The organism is Paraburkholderia phenazinium (assembly GCF_900100735.1).
Classification (GTDB): domain Bacteria; phylum Pseudomonadota; class Gammaproteobacteria; order Burkholderiales; family Burkholderiaceae; genus Paraburkholderia; species Paraburkholderia phenazinia.
Map to the genome: position 1 here is coordinate 653519 of NZ_FNCJ01000002.1, position 18932 is coordinate 672450.

Consider the following 18932-nt stretch of genomic DNA (forward strand, 5'->3'; position numbering starts at 1 on the left):
TTGCTTTCAGGTGCCAATGCAGTATTGCGTGACGGCAAACGGCGAAGAAGGGTGGCGCGATTGCTTCAAACGTCAATTATTTTTGTGTTTGGCCGGGACAGAGACAGCAGCGCACTCAGGCTTTAGGGATCGTGCCGCGCACCGTGGCCGCCCGCAGGAAATCGAAGTCGACCCCTTGGTCCGCTTGCGTAACGGTCTCCAGAAACAGCTTCAGGTAACCACGTTCCGCAGTCGGCACGTGGGTGGGTGTTTCGTTCGCGCGGCGCGCCAACTCTTCGTCCGGCACCAGCAGGCTGATCTCGCGCTGCGCGACGCTCAGACGGATTGAATCGCCATTGCGCACGTAGGCTAAAGGGCCGCCGACCGCGGATTCCGGCGTGACGTGCAGCACGATGGTGCCGAACGCCGTGCCGCTCATGCGGCCATCGGAGATTCGCACCATATCCTTGACGCCGGCCCGCGCCAGTTTCTTCGGGATCGGAAGGTAGCCGGCCTCGGGCATGCCGGGCGCACCTTTGGGTCCGATGTTCTTGAGCACGAGAATGTCGTCGGCGCTCACATCGAGATCGTCGGCGTCGATGCGGCGCGCCAGGTCCTCGGCGTTTTCGAACACCACTGCGCGGCCGGTGTGTTCCATCAACTTCGCGTCGGCTGCGGATTGCTTGATGATTGCGCCTCCTGGGGCAAGATTGCCTTGCAATACGGCGATTCCGCCTTGCGGATAAACCGGCCGAGACAGTGGGCGCACGACGTCCTGTGCAAATCCAGGGCCGGCGGCTTCTATCTCTTCGCCGAGCGTGCGGCCCGTCACCGTCAGAGCGTTGAGATGCAATAGCGGCTTGAGTTCGCGCAGCAGGGTGGCCATGCCGCCGGCCTTGTGAAAGTCCTCCATGTAGTGCTGGCCGGAGGGCTTCAGGTCGAGCAGCACCGGCGTTTCGCGGCCCATACGGTCGAGCGCCTGCAAATCCACTTCAAAACCGAGGCGCCCGGCAATCGCGCTCAGATGCACGATGCCATTGGTCGAACCGCCGATCGCGAGCAGCACGCGCATGGCATTCTCGAACGCCTCGGCCGTCAGCACCTGGTCGATGGTGAGGCGCGAGTGGGCGATCCGCACGGCCTCGCTGCCGGTCAACTCCGCGATTCGCATGCGGTCCGCCGTGACGGCCGGCGGCGCCGCGCCGCCTGGCACGGTCATGCCGAGCGCTTCGGCGAGACACGCCATGGTGCTGGCCGTGCCCATCACCGAACACGTGCCCACGCTGGCTACGAGCTGATTGTTGACCGCGGAGACTTCCGCTTCGCTGATTTCTTCCGCGCGAAAACGGCCCCAGTAGCGGCGGCAATCGGTGCAGGCGCCGACCCGTTCCGAGCGATGCGAGCCGGTCAGCATCGAACCGGTGATCAACTGGATGGCTGGAATTCCGGCGGACGCGGCGCCCATCAGTTGCGCCGGCACGGTCTTGTCGCAACCGCCGATCAGGACCACGGCATCCATCGGCTGCGCGCGAATCATCTCCTCGGTGTCGATCGACATCAGGTTGCGCAGATACATGCTGGTGGGCTGCGAGAACGACTCGTGGATCGAGATGGTCGGGAACTCCATCGGCAGGCCGCCCGCCAGCATGACGCCGCGCTTGACCGCTTCAATCAGTTGCGGGGCGTTGCCGTGGCAGGGGTTATAGGCGCTGCCTGTATCGACGATGCCGATCACCGGGCGCTCCAGCGCGGCGTCGGTGTAGCCCGCGCCCTTGATGAAGGCCTTGCGCAGGAACAGCGAGAAGCCGCTATCGCCGTAATGCGTTAAGCCTTTGCGCAGACCGCTACCGGCAGGGGGGGCTTCGGACGGCGGGGAGGCGGGCTTGTTGGTCATGGCTTGGGCTCGATCGTGAAGGGGCGGGTGAATATTGTGCTCCCGATCCGCGCTGCTTTGCGCGGCCTGGTGGCGCGTCGCGCGCGCTTTGGTGCGGCTTATGCCTTGTGGCGACCGGTGCCTGGCTTGCCGCTCGCGGTTCGCGATTCCAGCTCCAACGGCGTCTTGAGGAACGCCCGCGTCAACCGCCGTCCGCGGCGGCGCAAATACAGATTGTTGAGCACCAGCGCCGTTCCCGTCATGCACGCCCCCGCAATCTGGACCGGCGTCGCGACGACGCCGGCCAACGCGGACGCGATAAAGGTCGTCATCGGCACGACGTCCATGAAGAGCATGCCGTTTAGCGGCGTCAGGATGCGGTTGCCCATGTTCCAGCTCAGGATGCCGACGAAGCCCGCCCAAAATCCCATATAAAGCAGATGCGGCACGATTGCTCCTAGCGCCGCGAGCCGCGGTACCGGGAGCGCGTGCACCGCGAACAGCACCAGGTTGAGGCCGATGATGGTGGTCAGGCCGAGCCAGATCGTCATCGTCGTGTAGCGCAGCGGCGACCATTGTTTGAAGAACGTCGCGCCGAACGTATAGATGACCCAGCACAGCGCACCCACCACGATCAGCGCATTCGCTGCATAGTCCTGCGGCGCATGCAGCAGCCCGCCGATATCGCCCTTGGTGACGACGAGCGCCACGCCGCAAAACGACAGCAGGATGAACAGGAAGGAATAGAGCGGCGGCAACACGCGCCGTACGACGGAGTTGACCAGCAGGCCCAGCATGGGCTGAGTCGCCATCATGATCGACGCGGTAAGCGCACCGTCCCGGCCTGCCAGTTGCTGACCGAGAAAGACGAACGCACCGAAACCGGCAAAGCCGATCGAACCGAGCAGCCACGCAAGCACAAGCGGCTCGCCCTTCAGGTTGAGCGCCGCCGTGCCCTCCCTACGCTGCAGCAACACCAGAAACGCTGCACCCGCGACCAGGTAGCGCAATGAAGTGAAGGTGAACGGGTCGACCCGTGTGAGCGCGCTGGTCATGACCGGGAACATCAGGCCGAACGAGACCGTCGCGATGAGGCAGCAGAGCACCCCTTTCGCGTAGCTTCCGTAGGCGGAGACGAGCGGCGTAGGCACGGCCGCTGCAGCCGTTGCGTCGCGCCCAAGGTTCAAGGAGACCGGCGGTTCGAGAGGTTTATTCATGAATGATTGTTCAAAAAATAGATGAAAGACGAGGACGAGTGCATACGTCGTCATCGAATCGGACCAGTTGGACACCGATTGCTTGACGTTTACTTCGCCTGCTCAAATTCCGCTAAATTTCCGCCGAATTATTCAATCTGAGGAGGACACGCCAGTTCGTTCAGAGCGCTCCTGAGTCGCTGAACGTGCAACACTGACGTCTCGGAATTCATGCGAATATTATGACTGATCGTTCAATAATACAAGACGTCTTCTTGACCGAATAGACGATTCGACGGCTTCGCGATCGATGGGCAGCGAATGCCATGCACGCGGTTTTGGGTGGGAGCACACCCGATGCGCGCCGGCAGGGGAAGCGGCTATGCTGAATGAGGGTAGAGCCTCGTCAGGCACGAGATGAAACTCGCGTGTGGAACCGCATAAACTTACATTTACCTTCCTGACGGTTTTGCCATTTTGGCGCCATGCAGCCGTTGGTGCCTACGATCTAGCATAAGCGCAGATTTAACGTGGGACCGGCATCGCTTTCGGGGGCGTGCCTGTTTGCGCGGCTGCCGGTTCTGGCATTGCGTCCGCTAGCGTGGCGCCTAGGTTCGCGCTACGGCGACTTCTCATTCTTTCCAGCATTTTTTCGGGCGCGTTTCAATGTGGATTGTCAACGTTGCGCTAAAGCGGCCATACACGTTCATCGTGATGGCTATTCTGATTCTGCTGGCGACGCCATTTGTGCTGCTGACGACGCCAGTCGACGTGCTGCCGGAAATCAACATTCCGGTCGTTAGCATCATCTGGAACTATACGGGGCTGTCGGCCCAGGATATGGCCAACCGGATCACGTCGGTCAATGAGCGCAGTCTGACCACCACGGTCAACGACATCGAGCACATTGAATCGCAGTCGCTCCAGGGTATCACGATCATCAAGCTGTTCCTGCAGCCGAACGCCAACATTCAGACTGCCATTGCGCAGACCGTCGCGGTCGAACAGGCGCAGTTGAAGCAGATGCCGCCGGGCGCTACGCCGCCACTGGTGATCAGCTATTCGGCCTCCAGTATTCCGGTGATCCAGCTCGGGTTATCCAGTCCGAAACTCTCGGAGCAGGATCTCAACGACACGGCGCTTAACTTCCTGCGCCCGCAACTGGTGACCATTCCCGGCGCCGCTGTGCCTTACCCGTACGGCGGTAAGTCGCGTCTGATCTCAGTCGACCTCGACACCCGGGCGTTGCTCGCAAAAGGGCTGACACCGGCCGACGTGGTGAATGCCTTCAATGCACAAAACCTGATTTTGCCGACGGGCACGGCCAAGATCGGCGCCAAGGAATACACCGTCAACATGAACGGGTCGCCCCCCACCGTGGCGGGCCTCAACGATATCCCCGTGCGCACGCTCAATGGCGCGACCACCTATCTGCGGGAGGTCGCGCACGTGCGCGACGGTTTCTCTCCTCAGACCAACGTGGTGCGCCAGGATGGCCACCGGGGCGTGCTGATGTCGGTGCTCAAGACCGGCAGTGCGTCGACCCTGGCGATCGTCAACTCGCTGCATGATCTGCTGCCCACCGCTCAGGCTGCATTGCCGCCTGATCTGCACATCACGGCGCTATTCGACCAGTCGATCTTCGTCAAGGCGGCGGTGCAGGGCGTGGTGCGCGAAGCGCTGATTGCAGCGGCACTGACCGCAGCGATGATCCTGCTGTTCCTCGGCAACTGGCGCAGCACCTGCATCATTGCGGTGTCGATCCCGCTGTCGATTCTCACCTCATTGATCGCCTTGCATGCCTTAGGCCAGACCATCAACATCATGACGCTGGGCGGGCTCGCGCTCGCGGTCGGGATTCTGGTGGACGACGCCACGGTGACCATCGAGAACATCGAGCGGCACTTGCATATGGGAACCGACCTGCATGAGGCGATTCTCGAAGGCGCCGGCGAAATCGCGGTACCCACGCTCGTCTCCACGCTATGTATCTGTATCGTCTTCGTGCCGATGTTCTTCCTCACGGGCGTGGCGAAATACCTGTTCGTGCCGCTCGCCGAAGCGGTGGTGTTCGCGATGCTGGCGTCGTACATCCTCTCGCGTACGCTGGTGCCGACGCTTGCGATGCTGCTGATGGGCCATGCCCATAAGCCGAAAGAGGGTGGCAAGCCGAATCCGTTCATGCGGATCTACCACCGCTTCGACGCCGGCTTCGAGCGCATGCGTGCCGCTTATATCGTGATCCTGAGCAGTGTGCTGGTGCGCCGTGGCACGTTCGGCAGTATCTTCCTGGGCTTCTGCGTGGTCTCGCTGGGCCTCGTGTTCGTGCTCGGCGAAGACTTCTTCCCGACGGTCGACGCGGGCGATATCCGCATGCACATGCGCGCGCCAACCGGCACGCGCATCGAAGAAACCGCGCGCCTTGCCGACGAGGTGGAAAAGGTCGTGCGCCAGGTGGTGCCGCAGACGGAACTCAAGACGATTCTCGACAACCTGGGATTGCCGTATAGCGGGATCAACCTATCCTATAGCAATGCCGGCACGATCGGCACGCTGGACGGCGAGATTCAGGTGGCGCTTAACGAGGATCACAAGCCTACCCAGCGCTATATCGACAAACTGCGGGCGGTCTTGCCGCAACGCTTTCCAGGCGTGGAATTTTTCTTCCAGCCGGCTGACATCGTGACGCAGATCCTGAACTTCGGATTGCCTGCAGCCATTGATGTGCAGATTGTCGGCAACGACCAGGTAGGCAACTTCGACGTAGCGCGCAAGCTCTACAAGCAGGTGAGGCTGATTCCCGGTACGGTGGACACGCACATCCAGCAGAAGCTCGACGAGCCGGTGATCAATCTTCAGATGGATCGCACACGCTTGCAGCAACTGAACCTCAACGCCAACAACGTGGCGCAGAACGTGCTCATCTCGTTGTCGGGCAGTTCGCAAACGGCACCGAGCTTCTGGTTCAACAACAAGAACGGGGTCGAATACAGCGTCGCGGTGCAGACGCCGCAGTATGAAATCTCGTCGATCGACCAGTTGCTGCGCACGCCGGTCTCTGCAGTGGCCAACGGGCCGACGCAACTGCTAGGCAACCTCGTGCAGGTGAGCCCGGAGAGCCAGTTCGCCGTCGTGTCGCACTACAACATCCGGCCGGTGATCGACCTGTATGTGAGTGTGGAAGGGCGCGACCTCGGCAGCGTGGCGACCCAGGTGAACAAGCTGGTGGATCAGGCCCGCGCCTCGTTGCCGCGCGGCAGCCAGATCGTGGTGCGCGGCCAGGTGCAGACCATGCGCACCTCGTTCTTCGGTCTGGGCGTGGGTGTCGCAATGGCCATCGTGCTGGTGTATCTGCTGATCGTGGTGAACTTCCAGTCGTGGGTCGATCCGCTCATCATCATCAGCGCGTTACCGGCGGCTTTGGCCGGGATCATGTGGATGCTGTTCCTCACCGGCACTCACCTGAGCGTGCCGGCGCTGACCGGCGCCATCATGACGATGGGTGTGGCGACCGCGAACAGTATTCTGATGGTGGCGTTCGCGCGGCAGCGGCTCCATGCCGGCGCGCCGCCGCTGACCGCCGCGCTCGAGGCTGGCGCGAGCCGGATCCGGCCGGTGCTGATGACCGCCTTCGCGATGATCATCGGCATGATCCCGATGGCGCTCGGTCTCGGCGAGGGCGCGGAGCAGAATGCGCCGCTCGGTCGCGCGGTGATCGGCGGCCTGCTGTTTGCAACTGTTTCAACGCTCTTTTTTGTGCCGCTGGTTTTTGCGGCGATCCATACGCGCCTCGCCCGCCGTAACGGTGGCGCGCATGGCGGGCAGGGCTCCGACGACGGCGGCAGCGCCGGCGCTGGCAAGCACGCGTAACGTTAAATGACGGCTGATCGAGATGACTGAAAAAACACACGCTTCGCTAGCGATCCCCGCGCGGGAAACCGAGGATGGGCACGCGTTGCCACCCCGCAACCGCGAGTGGAAACGCGCCAAACTGGCCATCTGGGTCGTGCTGATTCTGCTGGCGCTGGGCGCCTTGCGCACCGTGGTGGCGGACATTCTGCAAAACCGCTCGGTGGCGGAAACGACCCAGCAAGACGCGGTGGAATACGTGAACGTGGTCTCGCCCACCCAGACCGACGGCAGCGGCAACACGCTGTTGCCGGGTACGCTGCGCGGTTACGTCGAGTCGCCGATCTATGCGCGCGCAACCGGTTACCTGCTGCACTGGTACGTCGATATCGGCGCACAGGTGAAGCAGGGCCAGTTGCTGGCTGACCTCGACACACCGGAAATCGATCAGGAACTGGCGCAGGCCGTGGCGCAGCGCGATCAGATCAACTCGAGCCTCGGACTGGCGAAGAGTTCGTATGAACGTTGGCAGCAACTGCGTCAGCGCGATGCGGTCTCGCAACAGGAACTGGACGAACGTCAGAGCAGCTATACCCAGGGCGTGGCGAATCTCGCCGCGGCCGACGCGAATGTGCAGCGCCTGCGTCAGCTCGAATCGTTCAAGCGGATCGTCGCGCCGTTCGCCGGTGTGGTGACGCAGCGCAACGTCGACGTGGGCGACCTGATCGATGCAGGCAGCGGCACGAGCCGTGCGCTGTTCGCGCTGGCCCAGTCCGATCCGCTGCGGGTCTATGTGCAACTGCCGCAGGCTTACGCGCAGAACGTCGCGGTCGGCAAGCAGGTGGTGGTGACCCAGGCCGAATTGCCGGGGCAGCAGTTCCACGGCACCATCACGCACATTGCCGGCGCGATCGATGTGCCGACCCGTTCGCTGCAGATCGAAGTGCGGCTGCCCAATCCCGACGGCGCGCTGCGCCCGGGCGCCTATGTTCAGGTGGCTGTTCCGGCGACCGCGCATGCCGACATCATGGTGCCGGGCAATGCCTTGCTGTTCCGTGCAGAGGGTCCGCGGATGGCCGTGGTCGACAGTAACGGCGTCGTGCATCTGCACAAGATCGTGATCGCCCAGGATCTCGGACAGTCGCTCGAAATCGAAAGCGGTATCGAGCCGACCGACAAGATCATCATCAATCCGAGCGATTCGATTGCCGACGGCGATCATGTGCGCGTCCAGCAAGCGTCGAATACGACCAAGGGGGCGACGTGAAGCGCGTGAGCCCGCTTGCCGTGCCGCCCGCCCGGACGATGGCGGCGGCGCTCGGTGCCGCGCTGCTGGCAGCCTGCACCGTGGGCCCCGATTATCAGCAGCCGCATGCCGATGCGCCGCCCGAGTGGCGCACCGACTCGTACTGGCATGTGGCGGAGCCGTCGCATGCGCCGCTCGCTCCAACGTGGTGGATGAGCTTTAGCGATTCGACGCTCAACACCCTGGAGACCCAGGCGCTCGACCAGAACCAGACGCTCGCCGCTGCGGTGGCGCATTACGAGCAGGCCAAGGCGACGCTCGCGAATACCTCCGCGCAGCAGATACCCGAGGTGGATCTCGGCGGCACGGCCGAACGGCTGAAGATCTCGAAGAACCGGCCGCTCACCTCCTATGGCACGCCAAACCAGCAGACCGTGCAGAACGGCCTGATCGTCGGTCCGTCGATCAACTACGACACCGACCTGTTCGGCCGGATCCGTCGCGAAGTGGAAGGGGCGAAGGCGTCCGCCGAGCAATCGCGCGACGATCTCGCCAACGCGCGGCTCGTGCTGACCACCGATCTTGCTACGGACTACTTCTCGATGCGCGAACTCGACGCCGAGATCGACGTGTTGAACCAGTCCGTGATCCTGCAGCAAAAGGCGCTCGACTATGTGACCTCGGAGCACGATCTGGGTTCGGTGTCCGGGCTCGACGTGTTGCAGCAGAAATCGGAACTGGATTCGACCAAGGTACAGGCGCAACTGCTGCTCGTGCAACGGGCGCAGTTTGAACACGCGATTGCCGCGCTGGTCGGCGTGCCGGCACCACAGTTTTCGATCGAGCCGAAGGTGATCGACACCAAGGTGCCGGAGATTCCCCTGGGCGTGCCGAGCGATGTGCTGCAGCGGCGTCCTGACGTGGCCTCGGCCGAGCGCGCGATGGCAGCGGCGAATGCACAGATCGGCGTGGCCAAGGCGGCCTTTTTCCCGACGCTCACGCTCACGCCGAACATCGGCTGGCAGAGCACCAATTTTGCCGATCTGTTGAGCGCACCGAGCCTGATGTGGACACTCGGCGCGGCGGTCTCGCAGGTGGTGTTCGACGGCGGGCGCCGCTCGGCCAACGTCAAATTTGCCAGCGAGGGCTACCAGGCCGCCGAGGCGAATTACCGCCAGACTGTGCTCACCGCATTCCAGCAAGTGCAGGACGGCGTGACCGGATTGTCCGTGCTCGATGGCGCGGCCCGGCAGTCGCACGACGCCGTGGCCGACGCGCAACGGCTCCTGTCGCTCGCCAACGATCGCTATTCAGGCGGTCTCGTCGCCTATCTGGACGTGATCACCGCGCAGCAGTCGCTGCTCACGAGCGAGCGCCAGGACGTGCAGATTCACGGCCAGCAGATGACCCTGTCGGTTTCGCTGGTCAAGGCGCTAGGTGGCGGTTGGGACGTCAGTGCGCCCGCCGAGGAAAAACAGGCGCTAAATCATCCCAACTGAGTTTCGCAACGAGAGAGGATGTGCATGGCCCGCGGACGGGAAAACGAGGCGTTTCGTATAATGTAAGGAACCAGGGGGCGCGAATGAAACTGCTCATCGTTGAAGATGAACACAAAGTGGTGGACTACCTGCGCTCGGGGCTGACCGAGCAGGGCTGGGTGGTCGACATTGCGCTCGACGGCGAGGAAGGCATGCATCTGGCCACCGAGTTCGACTATGACGTGATCGTTCTCGACGTGATGCTGCCCAAACGTGATGGCTTTAGCGTGTTGAAGGCGTTGCGCATGCGCAAATCCACGCCGGTCATCATGCTGACCGCCCGCGACCACATTAACGACCGCGTGCGCGGCCTGCGCGAAGGCGCGGACGACTATCTGACCAAACCCTTCTCGTTCCTCGAACTGGTGGAGCGGCTGCACGCGCTGGCGCGCCGCACTCGCTCGCAGGAGTCGACGCTGATCTCCGTCGGCGATCTGTTTGTCGATCTGATCGGCCGCCGTGCCACTCGCGACGGTGTGCGGCTCGACCTCACCGCCAAGGAATTCCAGTTGTTGAGCGTGCTGGCGCGCCGTCAGGGCGATATTCTGTCGAAGACCGCAATTACCGAACTGGTCTGGGACGTCAATTTCGACAGTCATACGAACGTGGTCGAGACCGCCATCAAGCGCCTGCGCGCCAAGCTCGACGGTCCGTTCCGTACCAAGCTGCTGCACACCGTGCGCGGCATGGGTTATGTGCTGGAAGTCCGGGAGGAGGCGGAATTGTCATGAACCGCTCGATTGCCCGCCGGCTCGCAATGATGTTCGCACTCGTCGCGTTGTCGGTCTTTACGCTGGTCGGTACGGGGCTGTTTCTCGTGATGCGCATGCAACTGGACCGCCACTTGCGCGAGTCGCTCGACGACCGCATGGAGATTGCGAAGATCATCGTGACCCACTCGGTGACGCAAGAGAAGTGGCGCATGGCGCGCGAGAAGCTGACCGACATGTCGCCGCGCGATGGCACCACCATGTATTCGGTTTCCAGTGACGATCCGAGTTTCCACTACGGCCAGCCGGTTCAGGGCCGCGTCACGGGTAGCTGGCCCGGCGGGTATACGCGGGTGGAGCCGGCGGCGGGCGGGCAGCCTATGCTGACGAACACCTTGTCGATTCCGGCGAGCGGCGTGCGGCCCACGGTGCAACTGCAGGTGGCTGCTAGCTGCCAGCCGAACGTGCGCACCATGCGGGCCTTCGGCGCAGCGCTGGCGGCGCTTTCGACCTTAGGCAGTCTCGCGGTGCTGCTGCTCAGCTACTCGGTGACCCGTATCGGTCTCGCGCCGCTGCGGCGTCTCACCAAGGACGCTTCCGAGGTTAGTCCGAACAACCGCTCGCAGCGCTTGAACACGGCCTCGCTGCCGCTTGAACTGAACGACCTTGCCAACTCCTTCAACGGAGCACTCGAGCGGTTGGACGGCGCCTATGGCCGGCTCGAATCGTTTAACGCGGACGTTGCACACGAACTGCGCACGCCGGTCACGATCCTGATCGGGCAGACCGAGGTGGCGCTGACGCGCAACCGTTCGGTCGAGGATCTGCGCCATACGCTGCAATCGAACCTGGAAGAGTTCGAGCGCATGCGCGCCATCATCAACGACATGCTGTTCCTCGCGCGTGCCGATCAGGGCGAGCGTGCTACAGGGCTGGTGGAAGTGTCGCTCGCCGCGGAAGTGGCGCGCACGCTCGAGTTTCTCGAGATTCCCTTCGACGAGGCGCGGGTGCGCGCCGTCTCGCGTGGCGATGCAATGGCGCCGGTGAACCGCTCGCTGTTCGGTCGCGCCTGCACCAATCTGCTGATGAACGCGATCCAGCATTGCGCGCCTGGCGACACGGTCACGGTGACGATTTCGCGTGCGGACGACCGGGTGCGCATCGCCGTCGCGAATCCGGGCAAGCCGATCGATCCTTCGAAGCTGGATCACCTGTTCGATCGCTTCTACCGGGCCGAAGCATCGCGTACGAATAGCCGCGAAAACCACGGCCTGGGGCTGGCGATCGTCAAGGCGATTGCCGAGATGCATCGTGGTACTGTGTCGGTCGAAAGCCGCGATGGTGTCAATACTTTCGCGTTTTCGGTCGATGCGTCGCGCATCGAAGTGCCGGGCGTACGCGAGACGCCGCCGTTCACGGTCGAGCGCGGCGTGCCTGCGGTCGGGGGCACGGCGGAGGCGGCGCCTGCAGGACGAGTGGCGATGTGAGGTTGGGGCAGCGCCTCTTTATCGCGTGGGCTGTACGCGGTGGTGGGGATTGCGCTGCCGAACGAGACTTCGGTCCAACGTTCAGTCTGAGAAAAAAATGGAAAATGCCCCCATCCTTGTTCCCACCGATCGTTGTTTGCTCAGACCTGCCACTCGCGACGATTACGACGCGATAATCGCGGCCATCGAGTCACCGGCATTTCCGCAGGAACTCCCGCTTCCTGACCTCTATCGACAAGGCAAGCTGCAAGCCTGGTTCGATTCGATACTGGTCATGTCGCAGGAAGGTAAGGCCTGCGTATTTTCAATCGATCTGCAGAGCGGCGCTCGCGGCATCGGGCAGGTCTCGCTCGTGCGACGGGGCACGTCGGCGAGCTGGAATCTGGCGTTCTGGCTGCATTCGTCGTATTGGGGCGCGGGCCTCGCGGCGGAGGCGGCGCGAGCCATGATCCGCTATGCGTTCACCGTCATGACGGTCGGGGAAGTGTGGGCGGGCGCGGCGCTCTGGAATCAGCGCAGCATCAAGACCCTCGACAAGCTCGGCCTGCAGCCTGTCGACAGCGAACAACGGGATAGCGACCTCAGTGGCCTGCACATCTGTTCCATTTCACGCGAGAATTGGTTGCAGACCTGCCGCGAAGCAGGCCGCAACCTGGCTTAACTGCCTCAGGCAACCCGAAGCGTACGTGTTGCCGCCGCTCTCTCAACCTGCGGTAACGTCTTTACGACGATCCATGCCAGCAGACCGAGCACCGGCAACATCAACACACTGGCTTCCGGCCCGACCGAGCCGCCGCTTAGCCAGACTGGGCCGCCTGGATGGGTACTGAGCAAATGCCCTTGTGCGCCGAGTCCGCTGTCGGCGGTGCCGAACAGGAAGGTTTCGCTCCAGTCCCATGCGGCGTGCAGGCCGATGACCCACCACACCGAACCCGTGCGCCACACGGCTAGCGACGCGACCAGACCAAACAGGAACACCTGTGTGACGCCGATCAGGCTTTCGCCGTGATTCGTCAGATGGACGGCGCCGAACAGCAAGGACAGGAGGGTTGCCGCGATAAGCGGATTAGTGCCGCGGGCCAGCCTGAAAAAGGGGTAGCCGCGGAAGGTCAATTCCTCGGTGATTCCCACCAGCATAAAGACGATAGCCCAGACCAGACCCGACTCGAGCAAGGATTGGGCGGAGGCGCCGGAGAATTCGATCCGCGCGCCGTGCGTGAGCGCCAGCATACCCATCAAGGCAGAGATGGCTGCCACGCCCCAGAACGCCCCTTGCCCAAAATCCGCCGCCCGCCGCGCCGAGCGCAGACCAGAGTCGAGCCACGATTTCCGCTCGAGCCGGCTCATCGCCAGAGTGGCGATCAAGGCCGCGCAGCACATCGCTGCTTCAAGCAGGAGCGAGTTGCCGGGCGTCAAGTCGCCATGCAGTTGAAACGGATGATGCAGGACGTACGCGACGTGCCCAATGGCGAAGATCACCGCTATGCAGAGCACCAGAAACAACAGGATTGCCCAGCCGGCTCGCAAGCCGTCGCGGCCGATCCAGATACCGCCGAAACGAAACCGCGCGGAGGCGCGCGGCGCTGCACTTGCCGGGTTGTCCATGCTGATGATCCTCTGATTGAGTGAGGGATAGGGAGCAGGTTCAGGATTTGCTGCGGGGGGCGAAGCGTTGCTTCAACATCGAGCTGAAAATCTCCAGCGCTTGCGTAGTACGACTAAGGTCTCCACTGCCTAAAAATTCCAGCATCAGACCGTCCATGACGGCGCCGCATAAGGTTGCGATGGCGGGGCGTTCCGGCGAGGGCGGCAGCGCATTCTCAATCAGGGTTTGCCAACTGGAAGAATTGCGCTCCACATAGCGGGCATAGGCCGCCGGGTTCTGCATGGCCAGCATGTGTACTTCGAAAAACAGCCGGATATACGGACTGTTTTCCGGATCGACCGACCATTTCCAGAAGGACATCATGCCGTTGGCGTTGCCGCCGTCGCGCATCATCGCTTCCATCGATTGCTGGATGCGATGGCGCGCTTCATCCATCACGGTCGTGATCAGTTCGTCTTTGGTGCCGAAGTGATAGATCAGCAGGCGCGAGCTGCTGCCGATCTGTTCGGCCAAGGGGCGCAGCGACAGATCGGCTACCCCGTGGGCGAGGAAATAGTCGAGCGCCTTCGCGATCAGTTCGTCTTTTCGTTCCATGAAGCGAACGGTACATGAAGCGATCGCTTCACTCAAGCTATTTTTTTGAAGGAGCCGGCAGGCGTCAGGGCCGGTCGCGCGCAACCGGCGCCATCCCGGGGCGCCTTAGCGTGCGCGCCGCGCACGCGCCGCCTGGGCCAGCGTGTCCAGCACCGGCTCGGTCTGGGCCCAGCTCAAACACGCATCGGTGATCGATACGCCGCAACGCAGCGGCACACCCGGCTTCAGGTCCTGGCGGCCTTCCTCCAGATTGCTCTCGATCATCACGCCGATAATGCGCTGCTCGCCCTGGGCGAGTTGCTGCGCGATGTCCTGCGCCACGTCGATCTGACGCAGGTGCGACTTGCCGGAATTGGCGTGCGAGCAGTCCACCATCACCTGTTCGCGCAGGCCCGCTGCCCGCAGCACCTCACAGCTTGCTTCCACCGACGCGGCATCGTAGTTCGGGCCTTTCTTGCCGCCGCGCAGAATCACGTGTGCGTCGTCGTTGCCGCGCGTTTCGAAGATCGCCGCCATGCCCATCTTGGTCATGCCCATGAACGCATGGCTCGCGCGGGCCGCGACAATCGCGTCGGAGGCGATCTGCACGCCGCCGTCAGTGCCGTTCTTGAAACCGATCGGGCAACTCAGCCCCGAGGCGAGCTGACGATGGCTCTGGCTTTCCGTGGTCCGCGCGCCGATTGCACCCCACGCCACGAGGTCCGCAATGTATTGCGGGCTCAGCAGGTCGAGGAATTCGGTGGCGGTGGGCAAGCCGAGGGCGCTGATTTCCAGCAGCAACTGGCGCGCCCGGCGCAGCCCTTCGTTGATGCGGAAACTGCCGTCGAGCCGTGGATCGTTGATATAGCCCTTCCAGCCCACCGTGGTGCGCGGCTTTTCGAAGTACACCCGCATGACGATCAGCAGGTCGTCGCGCAATGCATCGGCGGCGTGCTTGAGGCGGCGGGCGTAATCGAGCGCCTGGTCGTGGTCGTGAATCGAGCAGGGGCCGACCACCACCACCAGCCGGTCGTCGCGGCCGTGCAGGATGCCGGCGATTGCCGCGCGGCTTTGCTCGACGAGCGCCTGCACATCGGGCGGCACGGGCAGATCGTCCTGCAGCAGGGCGGGCGAAATCAGCGGGCGGACCGCGCCGATCCGGACGTCGTCAATGCGGGTCGTGTCCTGGGTCGCGTCGGCGACGCCGACTTCCCGGTCATGTAAAGGATTGTCGATGTTGCTCAAAATGTTCTCCTGGGTGCGCGCTGCTAACCCTCAATTATGGCACTCTCGGCGCTCATTTCGTGCGCGAGTGCTGTCCATGCTGCGCAAACCTCGCCTCAAACATGCAGATGCTCGTGATGCGGTGCGTCGTCGCCGTGGTGGTGCCGCGCGTGTTCGATGGTCACTGGAATCGTATGCAGATGCGCGTAGCGCACCCCGCGCTGGCTCGTGAGGCCGTCCGCGAAGGCGGCGACATCATGAGCGCGGCCGCGCAACACCGACGACTCGAGCAGGCTCTCGTGGTCCAGATGAATCCGCATGCTGGCAACGGCGAGATCGTGCCGGTCGTGATGCGCCTGGGTGATGCGGCGCGCCAGATCGCGGGTGGCGTGGTCGTACACATAGGTCAGCGTGGCGACGCACTGGCTATCCGAGGCGTCCTGTTGCTCGCGCACCTGGGTCACCTGGGTCTCGCGCACGATATCGCGGAACGCTTCCGAGCGGCTCGTATAGCCGCGTTGCGCCACCAGCGCATCGACTGCTGCGAGCAGGTCGTCGTCGATCGTGATCGTGATGCGTTGCATGTCGGTCTCCCTGCGTCAGATGGCTCGATCTCTAATCGTAATCTGAACGCGATCGATATGATCTTTTTTGAAATAAGTATTATTGTGGAAAGAACAACCAGGCGCGTCACGGCGCGCTTGCTACTGCACACGCCGCCTGGCGGATTCAGGAAAACATGCCATGACACATCTGATGAAAGCCCTGTTTGGCGACGGCAGCGCTCAATTGCGGCAGAAAATCGTCGCGCTATACGCGTTGCTGCTGGCCTTTAACGTGGCTGCGTGGGTGTGGGCTTTCATCGCGTTTCACCATTACCCGCTGCTGATGGGGACGAGCCTGCTCGCGTACTCGTTCGGCCTGCGCCACGCGGTGGACGCCGACCATATCGCCGCAATCGACAATGTCACCCGCAAGCTGATGCAAGCCGGCAAGCGGCCCGTCAGCGTCGGGCTGATGTTTTCGTTGGGGCATTCCACCATCGTGGTGCTGGCCTCGGCGGCCATCGCGGCGACCGCGCTCGCGCTGCAAAGCCGCATGGACGGCCTGAAGGAGGTCGGTGGGGTGATCGGGACGATCGTCTCCACGCTATTCCTGTTTGCGATTGCGCTGATGAACCTGGTGATCCTGCGCTCGGTGATTCGCGCGTTTCGCCGCGTGCGCAATGGCGAGCCCTATACGGATGAAGACTTCGACATGCTGCTCGCCGACCGCGGTTTTCTCGCGCGCATCTTCCGGCCGTTGTTCCGGCTGATTACGAAGAGCTGGCACATGTACTTCCTCGGCTTTCTGTTCGGCCTCGGCTTCGATACCGCGACGGAGGTCGGTCTGCTGGGCATCTCTGCGGCGAGCGCGGCGCAGGGCTTGCCGATCTGGTCGATCCTGGTGTTTCCGGTGTTGTTCACCGCAGGCATGACGCTGATCGATTCGACCGACAGCATCCTGATGCTGGGCGCGTATGGCTGGGCTTTCGTCAAGCCGATCCGCAAGCTCTATTACAACATCACCATCACGACGATCTCGGTGCTGGTGGCCTTGCTGGTGGGCGGCATCGAGGGGCTCGGGCTGCTCGCCGACCAGTTGCATCTGTCGGGCGCGTTCTGGGACGCGATCGGCAGCCTGAACGACAACTTCGGCATGATCGGCTATGTGATCATCGGCGTATTCATTGTCAGCTGGCTGCTCTCGGCGGCCATCTACCGGTGGAAGCGGTTCGAAGAGGTGGAGGTTCGGGCGGACTCGCTCTGAACCCTATGCGGGGTCGCGCCTTGGCGCGCCTGGTGTTTCTGATACTTCTAGTGAGTGCCGTCGCGTAGAAAGTCGCACTGCGCGGTCGCTTCGATGCGATTGCGGCCTCCCTGCTTGGCGCGGTATAGCGCCTGATCGGCCGCCTCGATCAGTTCGGGCACGGCGGACTGCGGCGAGTCGAACACGGCTACTCCGACGCTGACGGTCACGAAGGGCCCCGTCGACGTTTCGTTGCGGATCTTCAGCGAGTGCACGGCCTCCTGCATGGTCCGGGCGACCATGCGTGCACCGCTCTCGTCGGTGGCGGGCAGGATGGCCGCGAACTCCTCGCCGCCATAGCGGGCGAGCAGATCGCCGCTGCGCGGCAAGGCCGATTGCAGGGCAAGCGCTACGGAGACCAGACAGCGGTCTCCGGCCGGATGACCGTAACGGTCGTTGAGCATCTTGAAGTAGTCGATATCGACCAGCAGCAGCGCCAGCGGGTAGCGGTTGCGGATCGCGCGATTCCACTCGAGCGCGAGCGCCGCGTCGAAACGGCGGCGATTGGCGGTATTGGTCAGCGCGTCGGTGAGCGCCATTTGTTCGAGGCGGTCGTGCGCCTCATGCAATTCGCGTTGCACCCGGATATAGCGGCCCTGCAGTGTGGTCGAACGGATCGCATAGACGACGAGGGCGGTGAAGATGCCCACCGTCCCCGCAGAAAAGTGCTGGCGCATCAGCGAGATGCTGAGCGCGAGCAACGCCACCGTATAGAAGATGGGGCTGACGTTTTCGATGAACAGGGCCAGCGTCTGCTTGTGCGGCGTCCGTTCGGACTCCTCGCGCAGCGTTCGTGGCGCCACCGCGGCCACGGCGAGGTAGAGGAAGGGCAGGTCGATCAGCAGGTCCATCAGCGTATGCCCGTCGTTCGAGGCGGCCCAGTTGTTGTACACGCCGGCGGCGATCGCGTAGATCCACAGGAAGCAGAACAGGATTGCGTAGAAGCGGCGTTCGTGGCCGCGCGGCTGCGCCAGAAGGCGCAAGGTGGCCGCCGCGGCAAGGATGACGTTTTCGGCGTTATAGAGCAGGACGAGTGTCGTGCTCGAAATGGGTTCGAGCGGTGTGGCCGCAAACGGCATCACCGAAAAGACACTGACGTAGAACAGGAAGCCGGTTAGCAGGGCCTGCGCGGTATCCATCCAGACGAAGAAAGGAATGTTCTGTTTCGCCGAAGCCGACGAAATGGCGAGCAGCACCGGCACGCCATACAGGAAGAAGGAAAAATCGGAGAACCACGCGGCGCTCTGCGGGATGTGCTGGAGCAGATCCTCCCAGGCGCTCAGAAAGATGCCGCAGGTCCACAGGAATAGCCCGGCAGCCAGCAATATCCAGGATGAGCGCGACTCGGGCTCCTCGGCTACGATTCGCCAGCAGCAACCAGCGAAGCCCGCCAACGGCGCCAGTACCAGGAAGGGATAGGTAACGAGCGTGGCCTGGGCGCGAAATAACAGTAGACCTATCGCGTGCAGACCGGCGAACGAGACAGCTAACAGTGCGAGATGCGAGAGCTTCGGCGGGCGGTGCACGGTTTCACCCCGGAGTTCAGGAAGGCAATGGAAAGCTGGCGGAAGGGCTGACGCCGCTTCAAGGCTTTCTTTGCTCGTTTATGCCGGCAATCCACATACTCCGGTCTACGGCACCCCTGGCTAAAGCTTGAACGCCATGAATGGACCGCCGTATGACCAATGGTTATCCCCTATATCACTCAAAATGCAACGCCAATACCGCGAGGCCGGTAAAGATGCCCGTGCCTGTTGGCAAATTAGATGCGGACCCGCAGCCTTTAATGCAGTGTCGCATTTT

General features: G+C 62.8%; 14 protein-coding genes. 7 read left to right on the forward strand and 7 right to left on the reverse strand.

Annotation, left to right across the window (positions count from 1 at the left end; translation table 11 throughout):
* Nucleotides 1–115: 115 nt before the first annotated feature.
* Both BLQ92_RS06775 and BLQ92_RS06780 read right to left on the reverse strand, forming a co-directional pair.
* On the reverse strand, nt 116–1873 hold the full coding sequence (locus BLQ92_RS06775; RefSeq protein ID WP_090682753.1) for an IlvD/Edd family dehydratase: 1758 nt from the start codon (nt 1871–1873) through the stop codon (nt 116–118).
* 98 nt (nt 1874–1971) lie between these two features.
* Nucleotides 1972–3069, reverse strand: a complete 1098-nt coding sequence (locus BLQ92_RS06780; protein ID WP_090682996.1) for a DMT family transporter — start codon at nt 3067–3069, stop codon at nt 1972–1974.
* A 645-nt stretch (nt 3070–3714) separates the two neighbouring features.
* On the opposite strand from BLQ92_RS06780, the gene BLQ92_RS06785 reads away from it, so the two are divergent.
* From BLQ92_RS06785 to BLQ92_RS06810, 6 genes are all read left to right on the forward strand, one after another.
* Nucleotides 3715–6918 carry an efflux RND transporter permease subunit gene (locus BLQ92_RS06785; RefSeq protein ID WP_090682754.1) on the forward strand — a complete coding sequence of 1068 codons (3204 nt, stop codon included), beginning with the start codon at nt 3715–3717 and terminating at the stop codon, nt 6916–6918.
* A 22-nt stretch (nt 6919–6940) separates the two neighbouring features.
* Entirely contained in the window at nt 6941–8164 is a 1224-nt protein-coding gene (locus BLQ92_RS06790; protein ID WP_090682756.1) for an efflux RND transporter periplasmic adaptor subunit, read from the forward strand.
* A 38-nt stretch (nt 8165–8202) separates the two neighbouring features.
* Entirely contained in the window at nt 8203–9642 is a 1440-nt protein-coding gene (locus tag BLQ92_RS06795) for an efflux transporter outer membrane subunit (protein WP_090682997.1), read from the forward strand.
* A gap of 83 nt (nt 9643–9725) precedes the next feature.
* Nucleotides 9726–10412, forward strand: a complete 687-nt coding sequence (locus BLQ92_RS06800) for a heavy metal response regulator transcription factor (RefSeq protein ID WP_074295923.1) — start codon at nt 9726–9728, stop codon at nt 10410–10412.
* Complete coding sequence (locus BLQ92_RS06805; RefSeq protein WP_090682757.1) at nt 10409–11878, forward strand: heavy metal sensor histidine kinase; 1470 nt, start codon at nt 10409–10411, stop codon at nt 11876–11878. Before BLQ92_RS06800 ends, BLQ92_RS06805 begins: the two co-directional genes overlap by 4 nt.
* Before the next feature lie 97 nt (nt 11879–11975).
* On the forward strand, nt 11976–12539 hold the full coding sequence (locus tag BLQ92_RS06810) for a GNAT family N-acetyltransferase (protein ID WP_175772111.1): 564 nt from the start codon (nt 11976–11978) through the stop codon (nt 12537–12539).
* A 5-nt stretch (nt 12540–12544) separates the two neighbouring features.
* On the opposite strand, the gene BLQ92_RS06815 is transcribed toward BLQ92_RS06810, so the two are convergent.
* The 4 genes from BLQ92_RS06815 to nikR all read right to left on the reverse strand — a co-directional run bounded on the left by BLQ92_RS06815 (nt 12545) and on the right by nikR (nt 15865).
* A complete protein-coding gene (locus tag BLQ92_RS06815; protein ID WP_090682761.1) occupies nt 12545–13483 on the reverse strand; it encodes a CPBP family intramembrane glutamic endopeptidase in 939 nt (312 codons plus the stop codon).
* Nucleotides 13484–13523: 40 nt separating this feature from the next.
* Nucleotides 13524–14162, reverse strand: a complete 639-nt coding sequence (locus tag BLQ92_RS06820; protein ID WP_143016520.1) for a TetR/AcrR family transcriptional regulator — start codon at nt 14160–14162, stop codon at nt 13524–13526.
* Nucleotides 14163–14183: 21 nt separating this feature from the next.
* Complete coding sequence (locus BLQ92_RS06825; protein WP_090682764.1) at nt 14184–15302, reverse strand: 3-deoxy-7-phosphoheptulonate synthase; 1119 nt, start codon at nt 15300–15302, stop codon at nt 14184–14186.
* A 95-nt stretch (nt 15303–15397) separates the two neighbouring features.
* Nucleotides 15398–15865, reverse strand: a complete 468-nt coding sequence (gene nikR, locus BLQ92_RS06830; RefSeq protein WP_090682765.1) for a nickel-responsive transcriptional regulator NikR — start codon at nt 15863–15865, stop codon at nt 15398–15400.
* A 160-nt stretch (nt 15866–16025) separates the two neighbouring features.
* On the opposite strand from nikR, the gene BLQ92_RS06835 reads away from it, so the two are divergent.
* A complete protein-coding gene (locus tag BLQ92_RS06835) occupies nt 16026–17090 on the forward strand; it encodes a HoxN/HupN/NixA family nickel/cobalt transporter (RefSeq protein ID WP_090682767.1) in 1065 nt (354 codons plus the stop codon).
* Nucleotides 17091–17137: 47 nt separating this feature from the next.
* Here BLQ92_RS06835 and BLQ92_RS06840 read toward each other — a convergent pair whose 3' ends face one another.
* Nucleotides 17138–18655, reverse strand: a complete 1518-nt coding sequence (locus tag BLQ92_RS06840; RefSeq protein ID WP_090682768.1) for a GGDEF domain-containing protein — start codon at nt 18653–18655, stop codon at nt 17138–17140.
* Between the last annotated feature and the right edge of the window lie 277 nt (nt 18656–18932).